The sequence below is a fragment of the Pontibacter beigongshangensis genome, from assembly GCF_014332515.1.
Classification (GTDB): Bacteria; Bacteroidota; Bacteroidia; order Cytophagales; family Hymenobacteraceae; genus Pontibacter; species Pontibacter beigongshangensis.
On the sequence record NZ_VFSD01000005.1, the window covers coordinates 14,006 to 32,905 of the forward strand.

An 18,900-nucleotide genomic window follows, 5' to 3' on the forward strand; every position below is an offset into this window, starting at 1 on the left:
TTCAGAAAAATGCTCCTAACAAATCAGCAGCCTCCAGCTAAAAATCCTTTAAACAATATATCAAAGCATATTTTTCAAGATTTCAGATTTTGAATTTCTAATTTTTAATTTGGCGAAGCCCCTCAGGCAGATTACCTGCCCGAAAATTTTAGATTCTTTAGCTGAACTCTCTATATTTGCAGTTAGAACTCCGGCTATGCAGAAAAGACTTATCGTTAACCACCAGCTGCTCGATATTATGGTGATGCGCCTGTGCCACCAGCTCATCGAGAACCACGGCGATTTTTCTGATTCCGTCATTATTGGTTTGCAGCCACGGGGCAGGCAGGTGGCACAACGCCTGCAGGCCAACCTGGAAACCATTCTGGGCATGCGGGTACCTACCGGCTACCTCGACACCACCTTCCACCGCGACGATTTCAGGAGAAGAGACACGCCCCTTACCGCCAATGCCACGCACATCGACTTTCTGATTGAAGACAAGAAAGTGATACTGGCAGATGATGTGCTCTACACAGGCCGCTCGGTGCGGGCCGCCCTGGATGCCATGATCGCCTTTGGCCGCCCCGCCAATGTGGAACTGCTGGTGCTGATAGACAGGCTGCACAGCCGCCACCTGCCCATAGAACCCACTTATGTGGGCCGCAGGGTAAACTCCATTCAGTCGCAGAGAGTGCTGGTGGAGTGGCAGGGGCAGGACACGCAGGAAGATAATATCTGGTTAATTACCAAAAACGAAGAATAGATTTAACATGCAAGAGCTCAGCGCGCGGCACCTGTTAGGCATCAAAGACATTACAGCAGAAGACATTCGCCTTATTTTCGAGACAGCGGATAATTTTAAAGATGTTCTGAACCGACCCATCAAAAAAGTGCCCTCGTTGCGAGACATCACTATTGCCAATGTCTTCTTCGAAAACTCGACCCGCACACGCCTCTCCTTTGAGCTGGCCGAGAAAAGGCTATCGGCCGACGTCATCAACTTCTCCTCCAGCGGAAGCTCCGTAAAAAAAGGCGAAACCCTGCTCGACACGGTCAACAACATACTGGCCATGAAGGTAGACATGATCGTGATGCGCCATGCCAGCCCCGGCGCGCCGCACTTCCTGTCGCGCCATATTAAGGCCAACATTATAAATGCCGGAGACGGTACCCACGAGCATCCCACCCAGGCCCTGCTCGACTCTTACTCCATCCGCGAAAAGCTGGGTGATGTGGCAGGCAAAAAAGTGGTGATCATTGGCGACATCATGCACTCGCGGGTGGCGCTTTCCAATATTTTTGCTTTGCAGAAGCTTGGTGCTGAGGTAATGGTTTGCGGCCCGTCTACGCTGCTGCCTAAGCACATACAGTCGCTGGGGGTAAAAGTGGAGCTCGACGTGCGCAAAGCCCTTGCCTGGTGCGACGTGGCCAACGTGCTGCGCATACAGCTGGAGCGCCAGCAAATGAAATATTTCCCCTCACTCCGCGAATATTCGCTCTACTACGGCATCGATAAAAAACTGCTCGACAGCCTCGACAAGGAAATTACCGTGATGCACCCAGGCCCGATAAACCGGGGCGTAGAGCTAAGCAGCGATGCCGCCGACTCACACCATTCCATCATTCTGAACCAAGTAGAAAATGGCGTGGCTATCAGGATGGCGGTCCTATACCTGCTGGCTTCAAAAACATAAGCTGTTTAAGTACAGCATTATTCCCAAAACAAAACCGCATATCCCATTTTGGGACAATTAACAAATAAAAGATGCTCTTTATGTCGAATACAGCAACATAAGAGCATTTTCTTGTTTTTGGCATCGGTATTGTCTATCTCTCATTTTTTAATGAGTTATTTCAATATCAACAAAAACATGAAAAAACATTTTACTATCCTGGCATCGGCTATCTTACTTGCCGCAACTACTCCGTCTGCTATGGCAGCTGGTTTACATGGTTCTACAGTGGCAGAAACTCCTGTAGCTGCTCTTCAGCTGAAAGAAGTAAACAGCAACTTAATTTTAGAACTGGAGCTTAATGAGAGCCAGTATGTATTGCTCAAAACGCTTTACAGTCAATATCAAAAAGAAGTGTCAGCGCTTGCAAACGCTACTCAGGAGAATGCTGAACTCGAAGGCTTAACAAACGCCTTTCTTGCCGAAGCTTCCAGAATTCTTAAACCGGAGCAGTTAGCTGGTTATGTAGGAACTACAACAGCAGAAGCTTTTCTGGCCGAGAGCAAGTAAAGTTTAAAAATAAACACATAAACAGGCCCGCCTCCTATCCGGAGTGCGGGCCTGTCTGTTTACCAGCGTTTCTGTACCAGCCCCTGCTGCCAGCAAAACGATCGGTACCCAATTATGCTAATGTTTTAGGCCCTCCGGAGCTCTTTAGAGCTGCTGCTTTTAGATACCAGATGTTAAATGCTAAACTTGTTCTCTGAATCAGGACTTAGCTTTACTAATGTTTAAAAGATTATGGTGCTACATGCCTGCTTCGGCAGGTCATTTTCAAATCAGGCATTCGGCAAATGAAAATCGCTACTGCAGTTCTAGCGCTCCCCCAATTTGGCTTTTAGAAATGTTTGATGCTTAAGAAGCAGCAAGCATAGCTGCCATCATTTCTAATTTTGAATTTGCCAAGGCACTAGGTTTACAGCCAAAACCACATAAAAAAGGGGCTGCAGAAATCTGCAGCCCCTTTTTGGCTTTATAAGTTGTTAATGTTTATGGTAAGTCAAGCTTCATGTCCGGTGTGTTCATCTCGAAGCCTACTCTTCTGTTCTGCGAACGAGCCTTGGCAGTTCTTGCTTTAGACAGACGCGTGTTTACTTTTACAAGTGGCTGCGTTTCGCCATAACCTCTGGTCACGAGACGGTCAGCATTTCTTACGCCTCTTGATACCAAGTAGTCTTTCACAGCTTGTGCACGACGCTCAGACAGTGCCTGGTTGTACTCTTCAGAACCAATATGGTCAGCATGACCTTTGATTAACAGTACATGGTCAGGGTATTTCTCAAGTGCAACAATAATGCTGTCAAGCAACTGCTGGTATCCGTCCTGTACTCTTGACTGATCAAATTCGAAGCGAACTTTTTCTTCCATCAGTTTCAGTGTAGCGGCATCAAGTTCAGGGCAACCACCTTTGTCAGCTGGTCCTGGCGTGTTAGGGCAAATGTCCTGATCATCCGGAACACCGTCACCGTCAGAGTCTACAGTACAGCCATCCGGGCCAACTTGTACGCCTGCTGGCGAGTCTGGGCATTTGTCATCAAGATCTGGCACACCATCACCGTCAGTGTCTGGGCAACCACGCATCGCGGCAGAGCCAGCTTCATCCGGGCAACGATCATCTTTGTCAGCTACGCCGTCACCGTCACGGTCTGGGCATCCTTGTGTGGCAGCAGTACCTGCTTCAGTTGGGCACTGATCCTGGTAATCCGGAACACCGTCGCCGTCAGAGTCGATAGGGCAGCCATTTTTGTCTACCTGCACACCTGTTGGCGTGTCTGGGCACTTGTCTCTTCTGTCTGGCACACCGTCGCCATCAGCATCAGCGGCTTTGCCTAAGTTAAAGCCAAGACCGATATTGTGCATCAGGAAACGATCGTTGTCGCTACCAGAAACGTTGTCGAAGCCATCGTTGCCTGTAAACACGTAGTTTGTCTGAATAAAGGCGCTCACACCATCAGAAAAACGGAAGCGGATACCAGCACCACCCATGGCAGCAGCCGTTACGAAGCTGTTTTCAGCGAAAACCGCTCCGTTAGTGGCTCCTTCCGTTCTGGCATGCATACCACCACCGGCAACTTGCAGGTATGGGCCTATAAAGGCATCTTCTTTCAAGATGGTACCATACATTTTCAAACGCAGGCCAAGCATGGCACTACCAATTTTGGCATCAAAGTGATTCTGATCGTTTATTCTGGCTTCTGCGCCACCGTAGGTCAGGTGCAAACCAAGATCAAAAGAAGGGCTCAGGTAGCGGTTTAGTGATAAGCCACCACCCCACTCAAGCCTGTTGCTTTCGAAGAACTGGTCTTCCAGTTCACCCTTATATTGGAGTGCACTACCGTATATCTGCAGGTTAGTGCGCCGATCTGCATTTTGTGCAAGTAAGGCTGTACTTGCCGACAGCAGGAATACAAGCAGGAATGCAATTGTACTTTTTAGTTTCGTTAAATGTGTTCGCATAATTCTATGAAATATATTTTGATATGACAATACGTACATGTTTACTGGTAAGTTTTTGTGGATAGCTGAAAAAACAGGTTTAGTTACGTTTAAGGTGTCTGGGAATGTATAAAAGAATGAAATGCCGTAGTTTTTTTTCATAAGAGCCCTTAAATTATTCCTATATCTAAACGGTTGTTAAGCGTTTGATATTCTTTGACAAAGGTCTGCCAAGAGCTGCAGGTGCCGCACCACTGGCGCAGCTACCGCCTAATTTGATTCTTATTTCAACTCTTTGTTTTTAAAAAGGTTTTAATTCATCAAAAAAAATTAAAAATGGGTTCTAAAGTTTATTTCTGGCTGCTTCTATAAAGGGTCCTATATTCACAGTCCGGCCACGCTTCTTATGGTAAATGGTCAGGGGCGCTGCCTGCCCATAAGCTGTTCAATTTCGTCTGCCTCCAGCGGAATATCCTTCATCAGGTTCAGCGGTCCGTTCTTGGTCACCAGAATATTATTCTCCAGCCTGATACCGATTCCTTCTTCCCTGATATAAATACCTGGCTCACAAGTAAAAACCATTCCCTCTTCAAAAGGCCGGTATTTATTACCGACATCGTGCACATCGAGACCCAGAAAGTGGGAGGTGCCGTGCATAAAATACTTTTTGTAGAGCGGTTGTGCCGGGTCCTGGTGGCGCACATCGCCTTCGTTCAGCAGCCCCAGGTTTATGAGTTCGTTTTGCATAACCGTGCCTACAAACGCATGATACTGGTTCAGCGAGTTGCCGGGCACCAGCATCTGGGTGGCGGCCTTCATCACGCGCAGTACCGCCTCATACACTTCGCGCTGCCGTTTGGTAAATTTACCGTTCACAGGCACCGTGCGGGTCAGGTCGGCCGCATAGTTGGCGTATTCGGCCCCAAAGTCCATCAGCACCAGGTCGCCGTCTTTGCACGCCTGGTTGTTATTAACATAATGCAAAATGCAGGCATTTGCCCCCGATGCAATAATTGAAGTGTAGGCAGGCCCGCGTGAGCGGTTCCGGATAAACTCGTGGTAGATCTCGGCCTCTATCTCATATTCCATCACACCCGGGTTAATAAAACCGAGCAGCCTTTGGAACGCCTGCCCAGTTATGTCGCAGGCCCTTTTGATCAGCTCAATCTCCGCCTCCGATTTGATGGCCCGCAGGTGGTGCATAATGGGCGCGCTACGCTCATACTTGTGGAGCGGGTACTGCGCTTTGCACCACTTTATAAAGCGGGCATCGCGTGTCTCTACCTCCACCACCGCTCTGGTGTGCTCATTCGTATTCAGGTACACATGCTCGGCTTCTGCCATCAGCACGTTAAGTACCTGCTTAAATTCGGTGAGCCAGAAAACAGTGTTGATTCCGGAGACTTCAGCAGCCTGCTCTTTGGTTAATTTATAGCCTTCCCAGGTCAGGATGAGGTCATTTGTTTCGCGAAGAAACAGGATTTCCTGCATTTTTTCGTCTTTGGAATCGGGGTAAAGCAGCAGAATGCTCTCTTCCTGGTCAATGCCGGAAAGGTAGAAAATATCGTTGTTTTGCCGGAAGGCCATAGTGCCATCCGCATTGGTTGGCATGATATCGTTAGAATGGAAAATAGCAATAGAACCAGGTTTCAGCTGCTTTCTGAAGTTCTGTCTGTTTCGGATGAACAACTGATTCGTAACGGGCAAGTATCGCATGTTTTATAGCTTTTCTTGATAAAATAGGCACCCCATATGTTGCGCCCCCCTCCTTGTCGGCCCAAATTTAGAACAAATATATTAAATAAACTATTATCAGATTTTAAAGAAACTAAAATCCACTTTGGGCCACCCGCCATACGATCTTTTTTTGAACACAGAGATAAAGTGTAATTTTGCAGCGAAAAAGACAGCTTATGATCAGGATCGGCTTTGATGCCAAACGTGCTTTCAACAACACTTCGGGCCTTGGCAACTACAGCAGGTTTGTGATATCCAGCATGATCCGGCACTACCCGGAGCAGTCCTACTTATTGTTTACGCCAAAGATTTCCGCGCTTTTCGAGGCATTTTATCCTGCAGGGGCCACCACGCAGGTGGTAACGCCGGCGGCCGGTCTTCAAAAAAGAATGGCCTCCCTTTGGCGTGTTTTTGGCATGGCCGCTACGCTCCGGAAATTCCCGGTCGATATTTACCATGGCCTGAGCAACGAACTGCCTTTTGGCCTGCCCCGCAGCAAGGTAAAAAGCATCGTCACGATACACGATCTCATCTTTATACGATTTCCGGAGTTATACAAGCCGCTCGACCGCCTTATTTATAAACAGAAAGTTATGTATGCCTGCCGGCAAAGTGACCACATTATTGCCATTTCGGAGCAAACGAAACAAGACCTGATCGATATCTTCAGGATCGACAGCTCCCGCATCAGCGTGGTGTACCAGGACTGCGACCCGGCATTTCACCAAAAATGCTCCCAGCAGCAACTGCAGCAGGTAAAAGAGAAATACAGCCTCCCCGACAACTTTATACTAAGTGTGGGCACCCTTGAAAAGCGGAAGAACCAGCTCCAGCTACTGCAGGCCTGGCACAGCAGTTCGCTGCCAGACACAGCAGAAATAGTGTTTGTAGGGCGCAGAACACCTTATGCGGAGCAGCTCGAGGCCTGTGTGCAGCAGCATGGGCTGGAGCAGAAAGTGCATTTCCTGCCTTATATTCCTTTTCAGGAGCTGCCTGCTATTTTCCAGCTGGCCCGGCTATTCGTGTACCCCTCTATGTTCGAAGGTTTTGGCATACCGATCGTGGAGGCGCTAAACAGTGGCGTGCCTGTTATTACCTCTACCGGCTCCTGCTTCAGGGAGGCAGGAGGGCCCGAAAGCCTCTATGTAGCACCAGGCGATGTGGCGGCACTGGGCAACAGCATGCGCAAGGTGCTCGAGGATGAGGCACTGCGGCAGCAAATGATACGCTCAGGTTACGCCCATGTACAGCAGTTCCGGCCTGAGCAAACTGCGGCCCAACTGCAGGCCATCTACAGGCAAGTGCTCCAAAAATAAGAACACCTATCTGTTTGTGGCACAATTTGCGTACCTTTGTGTTCCAATTTTCCGATTGAATGCTTGATTATCATATTCATAAATTAGCGAACGGCATCCGCATCGTTCACAAGCAAGTACTGCACACAAAGATTGCCCATAGTGGCTTTATCCTGGATATCGGGAGCCGCGACGAGCTGCCTGAGCAGCTGGGCCTGGCGCATTTCTGGGAGCACATGGCCTTTAAGGGCACCGCCAAGCGCAAGTCTTTCCACATCCTGAACAGGCTCGAAACAGTGGGCGGCGAGCTAAACGCCTATACCACCAAAGAAAAGCTCTGCCTTTACAGCTCCGTGCTCGACAAACATTTCGAGAAATCGTTTGAGCTGCTCACCGACATCACCTTCCATTCGATTTTCCCGGAAAAGGAAATAGAGAAAGAGCGGGGCGTGATACTGGAGGAGATGGCCATGTACCTCGACACCCCGGAAGAGGCCATTGTAGATGAGTTCGACAATGTAGTATATAAAAACCACCCGCTCGGCAACAACATTCTGGGCACCAAAGAAAGCGTTTCAGGCTTCCGGAAGCAGGACTTCCTTAACTTTATAGACCGCAACCTGAGCACCGACACGCTGGTTTTCTGCTCTGTGAGCAACCTGCCCTTTAAAAAGGTGGTGCAACTGGCCGAGAAGTATCTGTCTGAGATTCCGGTTATCAGCAAGCAGCGCAAGCGTGTCCCGTTTTCCGGCTACACCCCGCATACCGTCACCATCGAAAAACCAATTTCGCAGGCGCATTGCGTGCTGGGCGGACCGGCGTACGCGCTCAACGATGAGCGCCGGATTCCGTTTTTTCTGCTGGTGAACCTGCTGGGCGGCCCCGGCATGAACTCGCGCCTGAACCTGGCCGTGCGCGAAAAGCACGGGCTCGTTTATACCATCGATGCCAATTATGCCACGTATATAGACACAGGCCTGCTTTCGATCTACTTTGGCACAGAGAAAAAGCAACTCAACCGCACCACCTCGCTGGTGCTGAAAGAGCTGAAGAAGCTCCGTGAGAAGCCACTGGGCTCGCTGCAGCTGCACACTGCTAAGGAGCAGCTGATGGGGCAACTGGCCATGGCCGAAGAAAGCAACATCGGCCTGATGATGATGATGGGCAAAAGCATTCTGGACCAGGAGAAAGTCGACACCCTGAACGAGATCTTCGACCAGATAAAAGTCATCACCGCCAGCAACCTGCAGGATATCGCCAACGACACCCTGCGCGAAGAGCAGCTCAGCTTCCTGAATTACGTACCTGTTTAATGTGCTAATGGGTTAATGTGCTGATGTGCTAATTTCCACCTTTCGATTTTAAGTTATTTAATTTTGAAAGGCTAGCAGCGTGATTAGCATTAAGTCGAATTCAACACATTAAGTAAATTAGCACATCAGCACATTAATAAATCAGCACATTAAAAAAATGGAATTCATAGACGAAGACCTGCAGCGTTATGCCGAAGACCATACTTCTGCGGAAAGCGAACTGCTGCACAAGGTTAACCGGCAGACGCACCTGAACGTGCTGCGGCCGCGCATGCTTTCCGGCCATTTGCAGGGGCGCCTGCTGGCCATGTTTTCGAAGATGATCCGGCCTAAGCAGATTCTGGAGGTGGGCACCTATACCGGCTACTCTGCCCTTTGCCTGGCGGAGGGGTTGCAGCCAGGCGGCACCCTGCACACCATCGACAAAAACGAAGAGTTGGAGGAGCGGGTGCTGGACTATTTTGCAGAGGCAGGCCTGGAGAACAGTATCAGGCTCCACATCGGCAATGCCATGGAGATCATCCCGACCATTGATGCGACGTTTGACATCGTTTTCCTGGATGCCGACAAGATAAACTACACCAACTACTACGACCTGGTATTCGACAAAGTGGCACCGGGCGGTTACATTATAGCCGACAATGTGCTCTGGAGCGGCAAAGTGCTCGAAAAATTCCGTAAGAAACTCGACGAGGACACAGCTGCCGTCATAGCTTTCAACGAAAAGGTGCAACAGGATGCGCGGGTAGAAAACATTCTCCTGCCTGTCAGGGATGGTTTGCTGGTAGCCCGAAAGCTATAAACCACCCCTTGTCACAACAGTAATAGGTAGCTCCGAAAGGCCATTTTCATTCGAATAATTTAGTTAGTTGTTGGTTGCTTATTGTTTGTTGTTGAAGGGGTGAGTTGGAGATTTGAGGTTGAATGGGAAAACACAGATCAACTCTTAACTCATAACTTTTAACTCTTAACTTTAGAAGAGTCCTCTGTCCTGCGTCCTTAATTAAGCCGCCGGAAGGCCTTTTTCATTCAAATAATTTCAGGCAGCCAGAAAGTAAAGCTCTCCCCTCTCCTATGGCTGTCCTAGCCAGCAACATAATCGAAAACAGCTCCTTAGACTTTCTGCTGCCATCCTGCCAGACGTGCTCTCAGCCCGTCAGCACTGCCTTCGGAAAAAAATATCAAATATCTTTCCTCCAGATTTTAAATTGAAGGAGTTATTCCGTTAATTTCGCAATATTCTTTTTATATATAGAACAGCTTATATAATAGCCCTTTACCTGCATATCGTTAAACAGAAAGTAGAGATTTTTATTTTCTTTTGCCACATAAATTAGCCTTATCTATCAAATTATGAGAAAGAACCTGCCCCTTCTCCTCTTTATGCTGCTTTTCCTGCCGTTGCTCACGCTGGCACAAGTCGTAACTGTTCCCAGAAACGTGACGGTGGCCGATATCCAGATCAAAATTTCGGACAGGGCCCAGCAGGAGATCCAGAAGAAAGTGGATGCCCTGCACCGCAACCAAACCTACTTCCGAAACCGCGTGGAGCTGGCCGATGCATACTTTCCGCTGATAGAGCGCACCTTTCAGGAAGAGGGCGTGCCAGACGATTTTAAATATTTGGCGCTGCAAGAGAGCGGCCTGATCGGCGATGCTGTTTCCACATCGAACGCCGTGGGCTACTGGCAGTTCAAAAAAGAGGCAGCCTCCGACTTTAACCTCCGCATGGACCATATTATTGATGAGCGCCGGCATATCGTAGAGGCCAGCCGGGGGGCAGCCCGCTATTTTAAGCGCAGCAACGCCTATTACAACAACTGGTTCAACACCATTCTGTCGTATTACCTGGGGCCTACCGGTGCCAAGGCAGCCACTAAAACCTCCGACATCGGCAGCAAAAGAATGGAGGTAACCGAGAAGACACATACCTACCTGCTCACCTACCTGGCTCATAAAATTGCCTACGAAAACTTTGTGGGTAAAAGCGCACCGCCAGCCCTCACACTCAGCGAAATGCGCTGCACTCCCGGCCAGACCCTGCTCGACATTGCCCTGGCAACACAGATAGACGCGGGAGAACTCGAAAAATACAATAAATGGCTGCTTGGAGGCACCATTCCGTCCGGCAAAGACTATTATGTCATGATTCCGGTTCGTAACGGCCAGGACAACGGCTTGCTGGCCTCTAAAGGACCGATCGCCAGCACAGGCCCCCTGGCAGGCTATGCATCGGCTACCTCCATTACTAAACTGCATGGCCTTAATGCCCTCGTAGCCCGCAAAGGCGACACCAAAGAGAAGCTGGCCAAACAGTCAAACATCTCCCTGCGGAAATTCCAGAAGTACAACGACCTGTATAGCTTCGATGAAGTGAAGGAAGGCGCTATTTATTATACAGAACAAAAGAAAACCGCTGCCGAAACCGAATACCATGTGGTGCAGCCTGGCGAGACCATGCACATGATCTCACAGCATTACGGCATCCGGCTTAGCCACTTGCTGTACAAAAACCACATGAACCGCAGCGAGGCACCTGTGGCGGGCCGCGTGCTATGGCTCCGGAACCGTCGTCCGGCCAGCACACCGGTAGAGATCCGCGACCCAGGCAAGGCCCGGGTTGCCGCTGCACCAGCCGCTTCGCCAAAGCAAACAGCTCCTCACCAAAAACCAGCGCATCAGAAAGCTGCTCCTAAGGACAACTTCTTTACAAGGCTCATCAACAGCCTGAAAAACAAAAAAGAGGAACCGGTGCCCATGGAGCAGCCTGTGGAGGAAGAGCCTGAGGTGCCTGTAATGCCGAAGGTAGTGGCTACTACGCCGGCAACACCAGCCGCCACTGAAAAAACAGCCGCAGTAAAAGACCAAACTCCGCAGCGCGCCCCGTCTGAAGTTAAAAATGATGCCATTTACCCCGGCACACAAACACAGAAAGCCACCACCGGCACTGCTGGCCAAGGAGCTAAGGCCGACACGACTGCCTTTCAGCAACCTGGCCCCATTACAATGGAGTCTGTAGCAAAAACAAAAGTAGTAACCGACACCGTGCTTTTTGAGCCTGGCATTACCTGGGAGTCTGCCCCCGGAACGGCAGCCAAGTCTCAGACAGCACCTACAGCTGGGCAACTGCCTCGCGCACCCCGCACCGACACCATTCAGATACAGTTGCCAGACCCAGAGCAGGCGCAGACAATTGAACCTGAAAGTGAAGTCATCTTAAAAGAGCCGGCTGACTATAAACCTGAGGCCCGGCCAGCGCAAGCAGCGGAACCTGCTGTGCCTGCCGCAAAACCGGCCGTTGCCCCTGCACGGCACACTGTAAAAGAAGGCGAAACGCTCTACAGTATTTCCAGAGAATACGCGGTCTCTATTCACGACATTACTACGTGGAACAACCTGGGAGAGACACCTATCAGGGTAGGGCAAGTACTCCTGATTGCCGAGCCACAGGTTTTGCCAGATAATGACAATTCGGCTCCTGGTACCGCACCACAGCCCGCTCTTACACACACGGTAGCTCCGGGCGAAACCCTTTACCAGATTTCTAAAAAGTATGGTGTAACCGTAGACGAGCTTCGAAGCTGGAACAGCATAAAGGCATCGGGGCTTGCTATTGGCCAGGAACTGCGGGTTACAGCTCCGGAAGAGGCCGTTGAAGTACCCGCTCAAACTGAGGATGCGCCGGCATCTGGCTCAGCCAGAAGCAGCCAATCAGCATACCATACCGTGGGCACGGGCGAAAGCCTCTACCAGATTTCCCGCAAATACGACATCACGATTAAAGATATCATGGAGTGGAACAACAAAAGCGATTTTAGTGTGCGGGTAGGCGAAAAGCTCCTGATCCGAAAGAAATAAGTTTCCTGCAGATCCCCAGCTAATACAAAGCCGCCTGCCCGTTTCCCGTGCAGGCGGCTTTGTTTCAGGTCCAAGTGCCAGATGATCTCTACAGCCAAATTATTCAGATGAAATCAGTCTTACGGAGTCCTGGCTTACGCTGTACAGAGAGCAACTAAAGATCTTATCTTGTTTCTTTTAAGCTTCACCTTTCCTCGGGTGGAGCAGTCAGGTTAGAGGCCGACTGGAGCCCGGTGGCGATTTCGGGGATGATGCCGAGGCGCTGGTAAATGGGGTGCACGAGTTTGCGCAGCTTACCCAGGTTCCAGGCAAATGGCAGAATACTGATGGCGACCAGGAACCCGCAGCCCAACAGGGTGTAGGCTACTCCCACGTGCTCAGCCACTGCTCCCGCCAGCATACTCCCGAAAGGTACCATGCCCATAAAAGCCATGCTGTAGAGGCTCATCACGCGGCCCCGCTTGTCGTCTTCCACAATGGTTTGCAACAAGGTATTGCACGAAGCCATCGACACGATCATGCCAAAGCCGCTCACCAGCATGCACACCAGCGACACCAGCAGCACTTCCGACAAAGCAAAGGCCATTAGCCCAAAACCAAAGAGCAGCATCGTGAACACAATCAGTTTGCCCATGCCCAGCACCGATTTCCGTTGCGCCAGAAACAGTGCTCCTATAAGCGCCCCCACGCCCGAAGCCCCCATCAGGTAACCCAGCGTGTTAGCGCCGCCATGCAGAATATCGCGGGCAAAAACCGGCATGAGCACGCTAAACGGCATCCCGAACAAGCTAAGCTGCGCCACAATGAGCAACAGTGCCCTGATCGGCGCAAACCCAAAGGCATAGCCGAAGCCTTCGGTAAGCGATTGCCATATTTTGCGTTCCTGCTTTACGCGCTCCACCTGTTTGAGCCGCATCAGCAGCAGCGACCCGATAACCGCTATATAACTCACTGCATTCAGCAGAAAGCACATGCCCTCTCCCACCAGCGCAATCAGGATGCCGGCAATAGAGGGCCCCACCAGCCTGGCCATGTTAAACATCGAGGAATTCAGGGCGATGGCATTGCTTACATCTTCCCGTTTCTCCACCATCTCAATTACAAAAACCTGCCGGGCCGAGATATCAAAAGCATTGATCGTGCCCAGAATGGCGCTCAGGGTCAGGATGTGCCATATCTGGATGGAATCAGAAAGAACAAGCGCGGCCAGTGTGGAGGCCTGCAGCATGGAGAGCGCCTGCGTAAGAATGAGCAAGCGGTGGCGGTTTACTTTGTCGGATATCACACCTGCAATAGGGCCCAGCAGAAAAGCCGGCACCTGATTAAAGAACGTAACCGCCCCGAGCAGGAAAACCGAGTCGGTGAGGCGGTACACGAGCCAGCTCAGGGCGATCTGCTGCATCCAGGTGCCGATCAGTGAAATGCCCTGTCCCATAAAAAAGAGCCTGTAGTTGCGGTAGCGCAAGGCTCTGAACATGCCGCTTAGTCTGCCCGTAGAAGCTTTCTCCTGTATTGATGCTGTATCCATTCCTGCTATTCGTGTCGCCGGCAAAGCCGCCTCTAACTTACGGATATTCCCGCCACTCTTGTTGCCGGAACTTGTAAATACCGCTAAATCCTGGCCTGTGTCTGAACCAGCCGCCAAATTATTTGAATGGGAAAGCCCTTCCGGAGGCTTTTTTAGAGACACAGGACACAGGACATAAGACACAGGACTTTTTAGGAGTGAAGAGTTAGAGGTTAAGAGTTATGAGTCAACAGGTGCCTCACGATTCATCTTCAAATTTCCAAATCCTCACATCTTTAAATTAAAATTAGCACATCAGCACATCAACCCATTAGCACAATAACCACCAAATTATTTGAATGAAAATGGCCTTCCGGAGCTAGCTGCTACTGCTGTATTTGCTTTTCTCATAGGCACGGGCTACCTTTGGTTTACACTTTAGGGGTGTTCTGCCACAAACACAAAGCGCAGAACTGAGAAATACCCTCTGAACCTGATACAGTTAGCACTGACGAAGGGAAAAGTATATGAGAAACACACCAGTCTTCCTACTTCTTCTTGTTGCCGCTCGGCGCACCGGCGTTCATGCTACCTGCATCGCAAACCCGAGCCATCCATGAAAATCTTTATTAACAACCAGCCGGAGGAGCTAACGCTTCCCCAAACCGTTTCTGCTGTCCTAGATTTACTGCAGCTGCCCCACACACGCGGCATCGCCATAGCCGTGAACAACCAGATTGTGCCTAAAATACAATGGGACGCGCATCAGCTGCAGGAAAACGACAAACTCACTGTCATCAAAGCCACCCAAGGCGGATAAGCTTTTTGCGGCTGCCCCTCCGGACAAATTATTTGAATGAAAATAGCCCTCCTGAGATGCTGCTGCTCTATTGTCTGAATCAGGATTAATAAGATTTGCTGGTGCGAGCTTGTAGCTCGCACCTCCACCTTCTATTCTGAAATCTTTTCGATCGCAACCACCTTAGAATCAACTTCCAAAATATAATAAGTACGAGCTACAAGCTCGCACTAGCGGTAATGTAGCTGTCCTCTTTCTGCTGAAATAACTTCAATAAAAAAAGTCTTACGTCTTGTGTCTTGATACTTGAGTCCATTTAAAAAATGAGAAAAGAAAAAACGCCAACCGCCAGCGCCATTACCTGCGCGCCTTTTACCGGCTCCCGCAAAGTGTATGTGCCCGGCCAGCTTCACGACATAAAAGTAGCCATGCGCGAAATTGTGCTCGAAGATACCGTACATAAATTCCTGGGTGAAGAAACGCGTGAAACCAATGCGCCTGTTACCGTGTATGACACCAGCGGCCCCTTCACCGATCCGAATGTGGAGATTGATGTGCGTCAGGGCCTGCCACGCCTGCGCGAAGAATGGATTCTGAACCGGGGTGATGTAGAGGAGTTGCAGGACGTGAGTTCAGCCTATGGCAAAGCCCGGAAAGAAGACACAAACCTCAATGCCTTCCGTTTTGAGCACATCCGTAAGCCACTGAAGGCGAAGCCGGGACAGAACGTGAGCCAGCTGCATTACGCCCGCAAAGGCATCATCACGCCCGAAATGGAATACATCGCCATCCGCGAGAACCAACGCATCCAGGAAATTCAGGAGCTGGGGCACCAGCACCATGGCCACAGCTTCGGCGCCAACACCCCAAAAGGATTTATTACGCCGGAGTTTGTAAGGGCCGAAGTAGCGGCTGGTCGTGCCATTATCCCGAGCAACATCAACCACCCTGAAAGCGAACCGATGATCATCGGCCGGAACTTCCTGGTGAAGATCAACGCCAACATCGGTAACTCTGCCGTTACTTCCAGCATAGAAGAAGAGGTGGAGAAAGCCGTTTGGGCCTGCCGCTGGGGTGCCGACACCATCATGGACCTGAGTACCGGCAAAAACATTCACGAGACCCGCGAGTGGATAATCCGCAACTCGCCTGTTCCGATTGGCACCGTGCCTATTTACCAGGCGCTGGAGAAAGTGAATGGCAAAGCCGAAGACCTGACCTGGGAAATTTTCCGCGACACCCTGATTGAGCAGGCAGAACAGGGTGTGGATTACTTCACCATACATGCCGGCGTGCTGCTGCGCTACGTGCCGCTCACGGCCAAACGTGTAACGGGTATTGTTTCACGTGGAGGTTCGATAATGGCGAAATGGTGCCTGGCACATCACAAAGAAAGCTTCCTGTACACGCACTTCGAAGAGATCTGCGAGATTATGAAAGCCTATGATGTAGCCTTCTCGCTCGGCGACGGACTGCGCCCCGGCTGTATTGCCGATGCGAATGATGCCGCGCAATTTGCAGAACTGGAGACACTGGGCGAGCTGACCAAAATTGCCTGGAAGCACGATGTGCAGGTGATCATAGAAGGTCCCGGCCATATCCCGATGCACCTGATCAAGGAGAACATGGAGAAGCAGCTAAAGGAGTGCCACGAAGCGCCGTTCTACACCCTCGGCCCTCTCACCACCGACATTGCGCCCGGCTACGACCACATTACATCGGCCATAGGCGCTGCCATGATCGGCTGGTTCGGCACCGCCATGCTCTGCTACGTTACCCCGAAAGAACACCTGGGCCTGCCAAACAAAAAAGATGTGAAAGATGGCGTCATCACATACAAACTCGCTGCCCATGCTGCCGACCTAGCCAAAGGCCACCCCGGCGCACAGTACCGCGACAATGCCCTGAGCAAAGCGCGCTTCGAGTTTCGTTGGCAAGACCAGTTCAACCTGTCGCTCGATCCCGACACCGCCCGCGAGTTCCACGACGAGACACTCCCAGCCGAAGGAGCCAAGGTAGCCCATTTCTGCTCCATGTGCGGCCCCAACTTCTGTTCCATGAAAATAACCCAGGAAGTACGCGACTATGCCGAAAAAACAGGCGTGGCCACAGAAGAAGTACTGGACAAAGGCATGGCCGAAAAGGCGGAGGCATTTAAGGCGCAGGGTTCAGAAATTTATCTATAAGTGAATCTGCATGAAGAAGATAGCCAAACTCCACTACATTACGCAGGCGCTGCAAGGAAAAAGCCACGCTGAGGCTGCCAAGGCCGCCTGTGCAGCCAGAGCCGATTGGGTGCAGCTGCGGGTAAAGGACCAGCCATACGAGCTATGGAAGGAGGAGGCGCTGCAAACGCAGGCCATCTGCCGCACCTTCGGAAGCACCTTTATTATAAACGATAATGCAAAGTTGGCCGCTGAGGTAAACGCCGATGGTGTACACTTGGGCAAAACAGACCTGTCGCCGGTGGAGGCGCGGGAGCTACTAGGTACTGACAAAATAATAGGAGGCACGGCGAATACCTTCGAGGATGTGCAGCAGCTGGTAGCGGCAGGCGTAGATTATATCGGCCTCGGCCCCTTCCGCTTCACCTCCACCAAACAGAACCTAAGCCCTATTTTAGGTTTGAGCGGCTATGAGCTGATGCTGCACCAGTGCCAGGTGGCCAGTATATCAACACCCATTATAGCCATAGGCGGCATCCTGGCACCAGACGTTGCTCCTTTGCTGGCTACAGGAGTTCATGGTGTGGCGGTGTCGTCGGTTATCAACAAAGCAGCGGACAAGGAACAGGTAATAAATATGTTTAAGCAGGAGCTGCAGCTGATGCAGGATCATGCCGGACCAAACAATATCTGAAAGCGTCTTTAGCTAGCAGAACAGCTGAAACTGATCGGGCACTCATGTAAATGATAATAGCTTTTGAAAGCAAAAAATACTGTTGCTATCAATACAGGTCAGCAGCATTTACTGGCACAGACACTCGCAGATCTGGAAGACGCTGCGAGGTCTTTTAAGAAACATTTTTCAGGAAGAATAACATGCAACATTTAACTATAGCAGATAAAACTTTTACCTCCCGCCTTTTTACCGGCACAGGCAAGTTCAGCTCAAGCCGGCAAATGGAAGAAGCGCTGCTGGCATCCGGCTCGGAGCTGGTAACGGTGGCGCTAAAACGAGTAGATGTGCACAAGCAGGACGATGATATTCTGCAGCACCTCTCGCACGAGCAGTTTAACCTGTTGCCGAACACCTCGGGCGTGCGCAATACCAGCGAAGCTGTGTTTGCCGCACAACTAGCTCGCGAGGCACTGGAAACCAACTGGCTCAAACTGGAGATTCACCCGGACCCCAAATACCTCCTCCCCGACCCTATTGAAACGCTGAAGGCGGCGGAAGAGCTGGTGAAACTGGGCTTTATCGTGCTGCCGTACATCCATGCCGACCCGGTGCTGTGCAAGCGATTGGAGGAAGTGGGAGTAGCAGCCGTAATGCCGCTTGGTTCGCCCATCGGCAGCAACAGCGGCCTGCAAACACGCGAGTTCCTAAAAATTATTATTCAGCAGAGTCATGTGCCGGTTGTGGTAGATGCGGGCATTGGCGCTCCTTCGCATGCAGCCGAGGCCATGGAACTGGGAGCTGATGCGGTGCTGGTAAACACTGCCATTGCCGTATCGCCAAACCCGGTGCAAATGGCAAAAGCATTTAGAATGGCCGTTGAGGCAGGCCGCATCGCCTTCGAAGCCAGGCTTGCCCCGGCAGGTACTCTAGCCGAAGCCAGCAGTCCGTTAACTTCTTTTCTGGATGAAATCTGATGGTTGGTTGTTGATTGTTAAATTGTTGAATGGCTAAATTGCTGGTGCGAACTTGTAGCTCGTACCTTTTCAGTACAGAACAGGAATTACCTTCAGATAAAGGCAGATTATTCTAATGAAAACAGCCTTCTGAAGGTAATTGAGCTGTTTTTCTATTAAGGGTACAACTAGCATATGGTACGAGCTGCAAGCCTTATCCTGTCCCATATCTTTTCCAGTAATGAACATTCTCTGAACGAGGATAAACTAAAGAGGCAAAGAGCTTCCATTTTTACAGTTTTTGATTCATTTTTAGCTCTTTCTGCTCTAATCATTCACCCTCATGTTATCGCTTCTGGAAATACATCGAATACAGGCTGATTTAAGCCTCTTTCCAGAAAAGATATGGGACAAGATAAGGCTGCAAGCTCGCACCAGCGAAAAAT

The 18,900-nt window shown here is 50.4% G+C and carries 14 protein-coding genes and 1 riboswitch; of the genes, 11 read left to right on the forward strand and 3 right to left on the reverse strand.

Going from position 1 to position 18,900, the window contains the following annotated elements; translation table 11 throughout:
• Positions 1 to 196 precede the first annotated feature (196 nt).
• The 3 genes from pyrR to FJM74_RS06050 all read left to right on the forward strand — a co-directional run bounded on the left by pyrR (position 197) and on the right by FJM74_RS06050 (position 2,225).
• Positions 197 to 745 (forward strand): bifunctional pyr operon transcriptional regulator/uracil phosphoribosyltransferase PyrR, encoded by a 549-nt coding sequence (gene pyrR / locus FJM74_RS06040; protein ID WP_187261679.1) that lies wholly within the window; start codon positions 197 to 199, stop codon positions 743 to 745.
• A gap of 7 nt (positions 746 to 752) precedes the next feature.
• Positions 753 to 1,676, forward strand: a complete 924-nt coding sequence (locus FJM74_RS06045) for an aspartate carbamoyltransferase catalytic subunit (protein WP_187261680.1) — start codon at positions 753 to 755, stop codon at positions 1,674 to 1,676.
• A gap of 177 nt (positions 1,677 to 1,853) precedes the next feature.
• Positions 1,854 to 2,225, forward strand: coding sequence for a hypothetical protein (locus FJM74_RS06050; RefSeq protein ID WP_187261681.1), 372 nt, complete (start codon positions 1,854 to 1,856; stop codon positions 2,223 to 2,225).
• Between the two features lie 480 nt (positions 2,226 to 2,705).
• On the opposite strand, the gene FJM74_RS22650 is transcribed toward FJM74_RS06050, so the two are convergent.
• Both FJM74_RS22650 and FJM74_RS06060 read right to left on the reverse strand, forming a co-directional pair.
• Entirely contained in the window at positions 2,706 to 4,172 is a 1,467-nt protein-coding gene (locus FJM74_RS22650) for an OmpA family protein (protein ID WP_187261682.1), read from the reverse strand.
• Between the two features lie 396 nt (positions 4,173 to 4,568).
• The gene (locus FJM74_RS06060; RefSeq protein ID WP_187261683.1) at positions 4,569 to 5,867 is read right to left on the reverse strand and encodes an aminopeptidase P N-terminal domain-containing protein; all 1,299 of its coding nucleotides are present in this window, start codon (positions 5,865 to 5,867) and stop codon (positions 4,569 to 4,571) included.
• Positions 5,868 to 6,064: 197 nt separating this feature from the next.
• On the opposite strand from FJM74_RS06060, the gene FJM74_RS06065 reads away from it, so the two are divergent.
• The 4 genes from FJM74_RS06065 to FJM74_RS06080 all read left to right on the forward strand — a co-directional run bounded on the left by FJM74_RS06065 (position 6,065) and on the right by FJM74_RS06080 (position 12,354).
• Positions 6,065 to 7,204, forward strand: coding sequence for a glycosyltransferase family 4 protein (locus FJM74_RS06065; RefSeq protein ID WP_187261684.1), 1,140 nt, complete (start codon positions 6,065 to 6,067; stop codon positions 7,202 to 7,204).
• Between the two features lie 59 nt (positions 7,205 to 7,263).
• Positions 7,264 to 8,496, forward strand: coding sequence for a M16 family metallopeptidase (locus FJM74_RS06070; RefSeq protein ID WP_187261685.1), 1,233 nt, complete (start codon positions 7,264 to 7,266; stop codon positions 8,494 to 8,496).
• Positions 8,497 to 8,653: 157 nt separating this feature from the next.
• Positions 8,654 to 9,298, forward strand: coding sequence for an O-methyltransferase (locus FJM74_RS06075; protein ID WP_187261686.1), 645 nt, complete (start codon positions 8,654 to 8,656; stop codon positions 9,296 to 9,298).
• Positions 9,299 to 9,849: 551 nt separating this feature from the next.
• Positions 9,850 to 12,354: a LysM peptidoglycan-binding domain-containing protein gene (locus FJM74_RS06080; protein ID WP_187261687.1), complete on the forward strand. Its 2,505-nt coding sequence runs from the start codon at positions 9,850 to 9,852 to the stop codon at positions 12,352 to 12,354.
• A gap of 184 nt (positions 12,355 to 12,538) precedes the next feature.
• Here the strand turns inward: FJM74_RS06080 and FJM74_RS06085 are convergent, their stop codons facing one another.
• A complete protein-coding gene (locus FJM74_RS06085) occupies positions 12,539 to 13,882 on the reverse strand; it encodes an MFS transporter (protein ID WP_187261688.1) in 1,344 nt (447 codons plus the stop codon).
• A 409-nt stretch (positions 13,883 to 14,291) separates the two neighbouring features.
• Positions 14,292 to 14,398, forward strand: a riboswitch (TPP riboswitch).
• A 79-nt stretch (positions 14,399 to 14,477) separates the two neighbouring features.
• Here FJM74_RS06085 and thiS point away from each other — a divergent pair.
• From thiS to FJM74_RS06105, 4 genes are all read left to right on the forward strand, one after another.
• Entirely contained in the window at positions 14,478 to 14,681 is a 204-nt protein-coding gene (thiS, locus tag FJM74_RS06090) for a sulfur carrier protein ThiS (protein ID WP_187261689.1), read from the forward strand.
• A gap of 302 nt (positions 14,682 to 14,983) precedes the next feature.
• Positions 14,984 to 16,846 (forward strand): phosphomethylpyrimidine synthase ThiC, encoded by a 1,863-nt coding sequence (gene thiC / locus FJM74_RS06095; protein WP_187261690.1) that lies wholly within the window; start codon positions 14,984 to 14,986, stop codon positions 16,844 to 16,846.
• Positions 16,847 to 16,856: 10 nt separating this feature from the next.
• Entirely contained in the window at positions 16,857 to 17,519 is a 663-nt protein-coding gene (locus FJM74_RS06100; RefSeq protein WP_187261691.1) for a thiamine phosphate synthase, read from the forward strand.
• Positions 17,520 to 17,701: 182 nt separating this feature from the next.
• Positions 17,702 to 18,475 (forward strand): thiazole synthase, encoded by a 774-nt coding sequence (locus FJM74_RS06105; RefSeq protein ID WP_187261692.1) that lies wholly within the window; start codon positions 17,702 to 17,704, stop codon positions 18,473 to 18,475.
• Positions 18,476 to 18,900 lie beyond the last annotated feature (425 nt).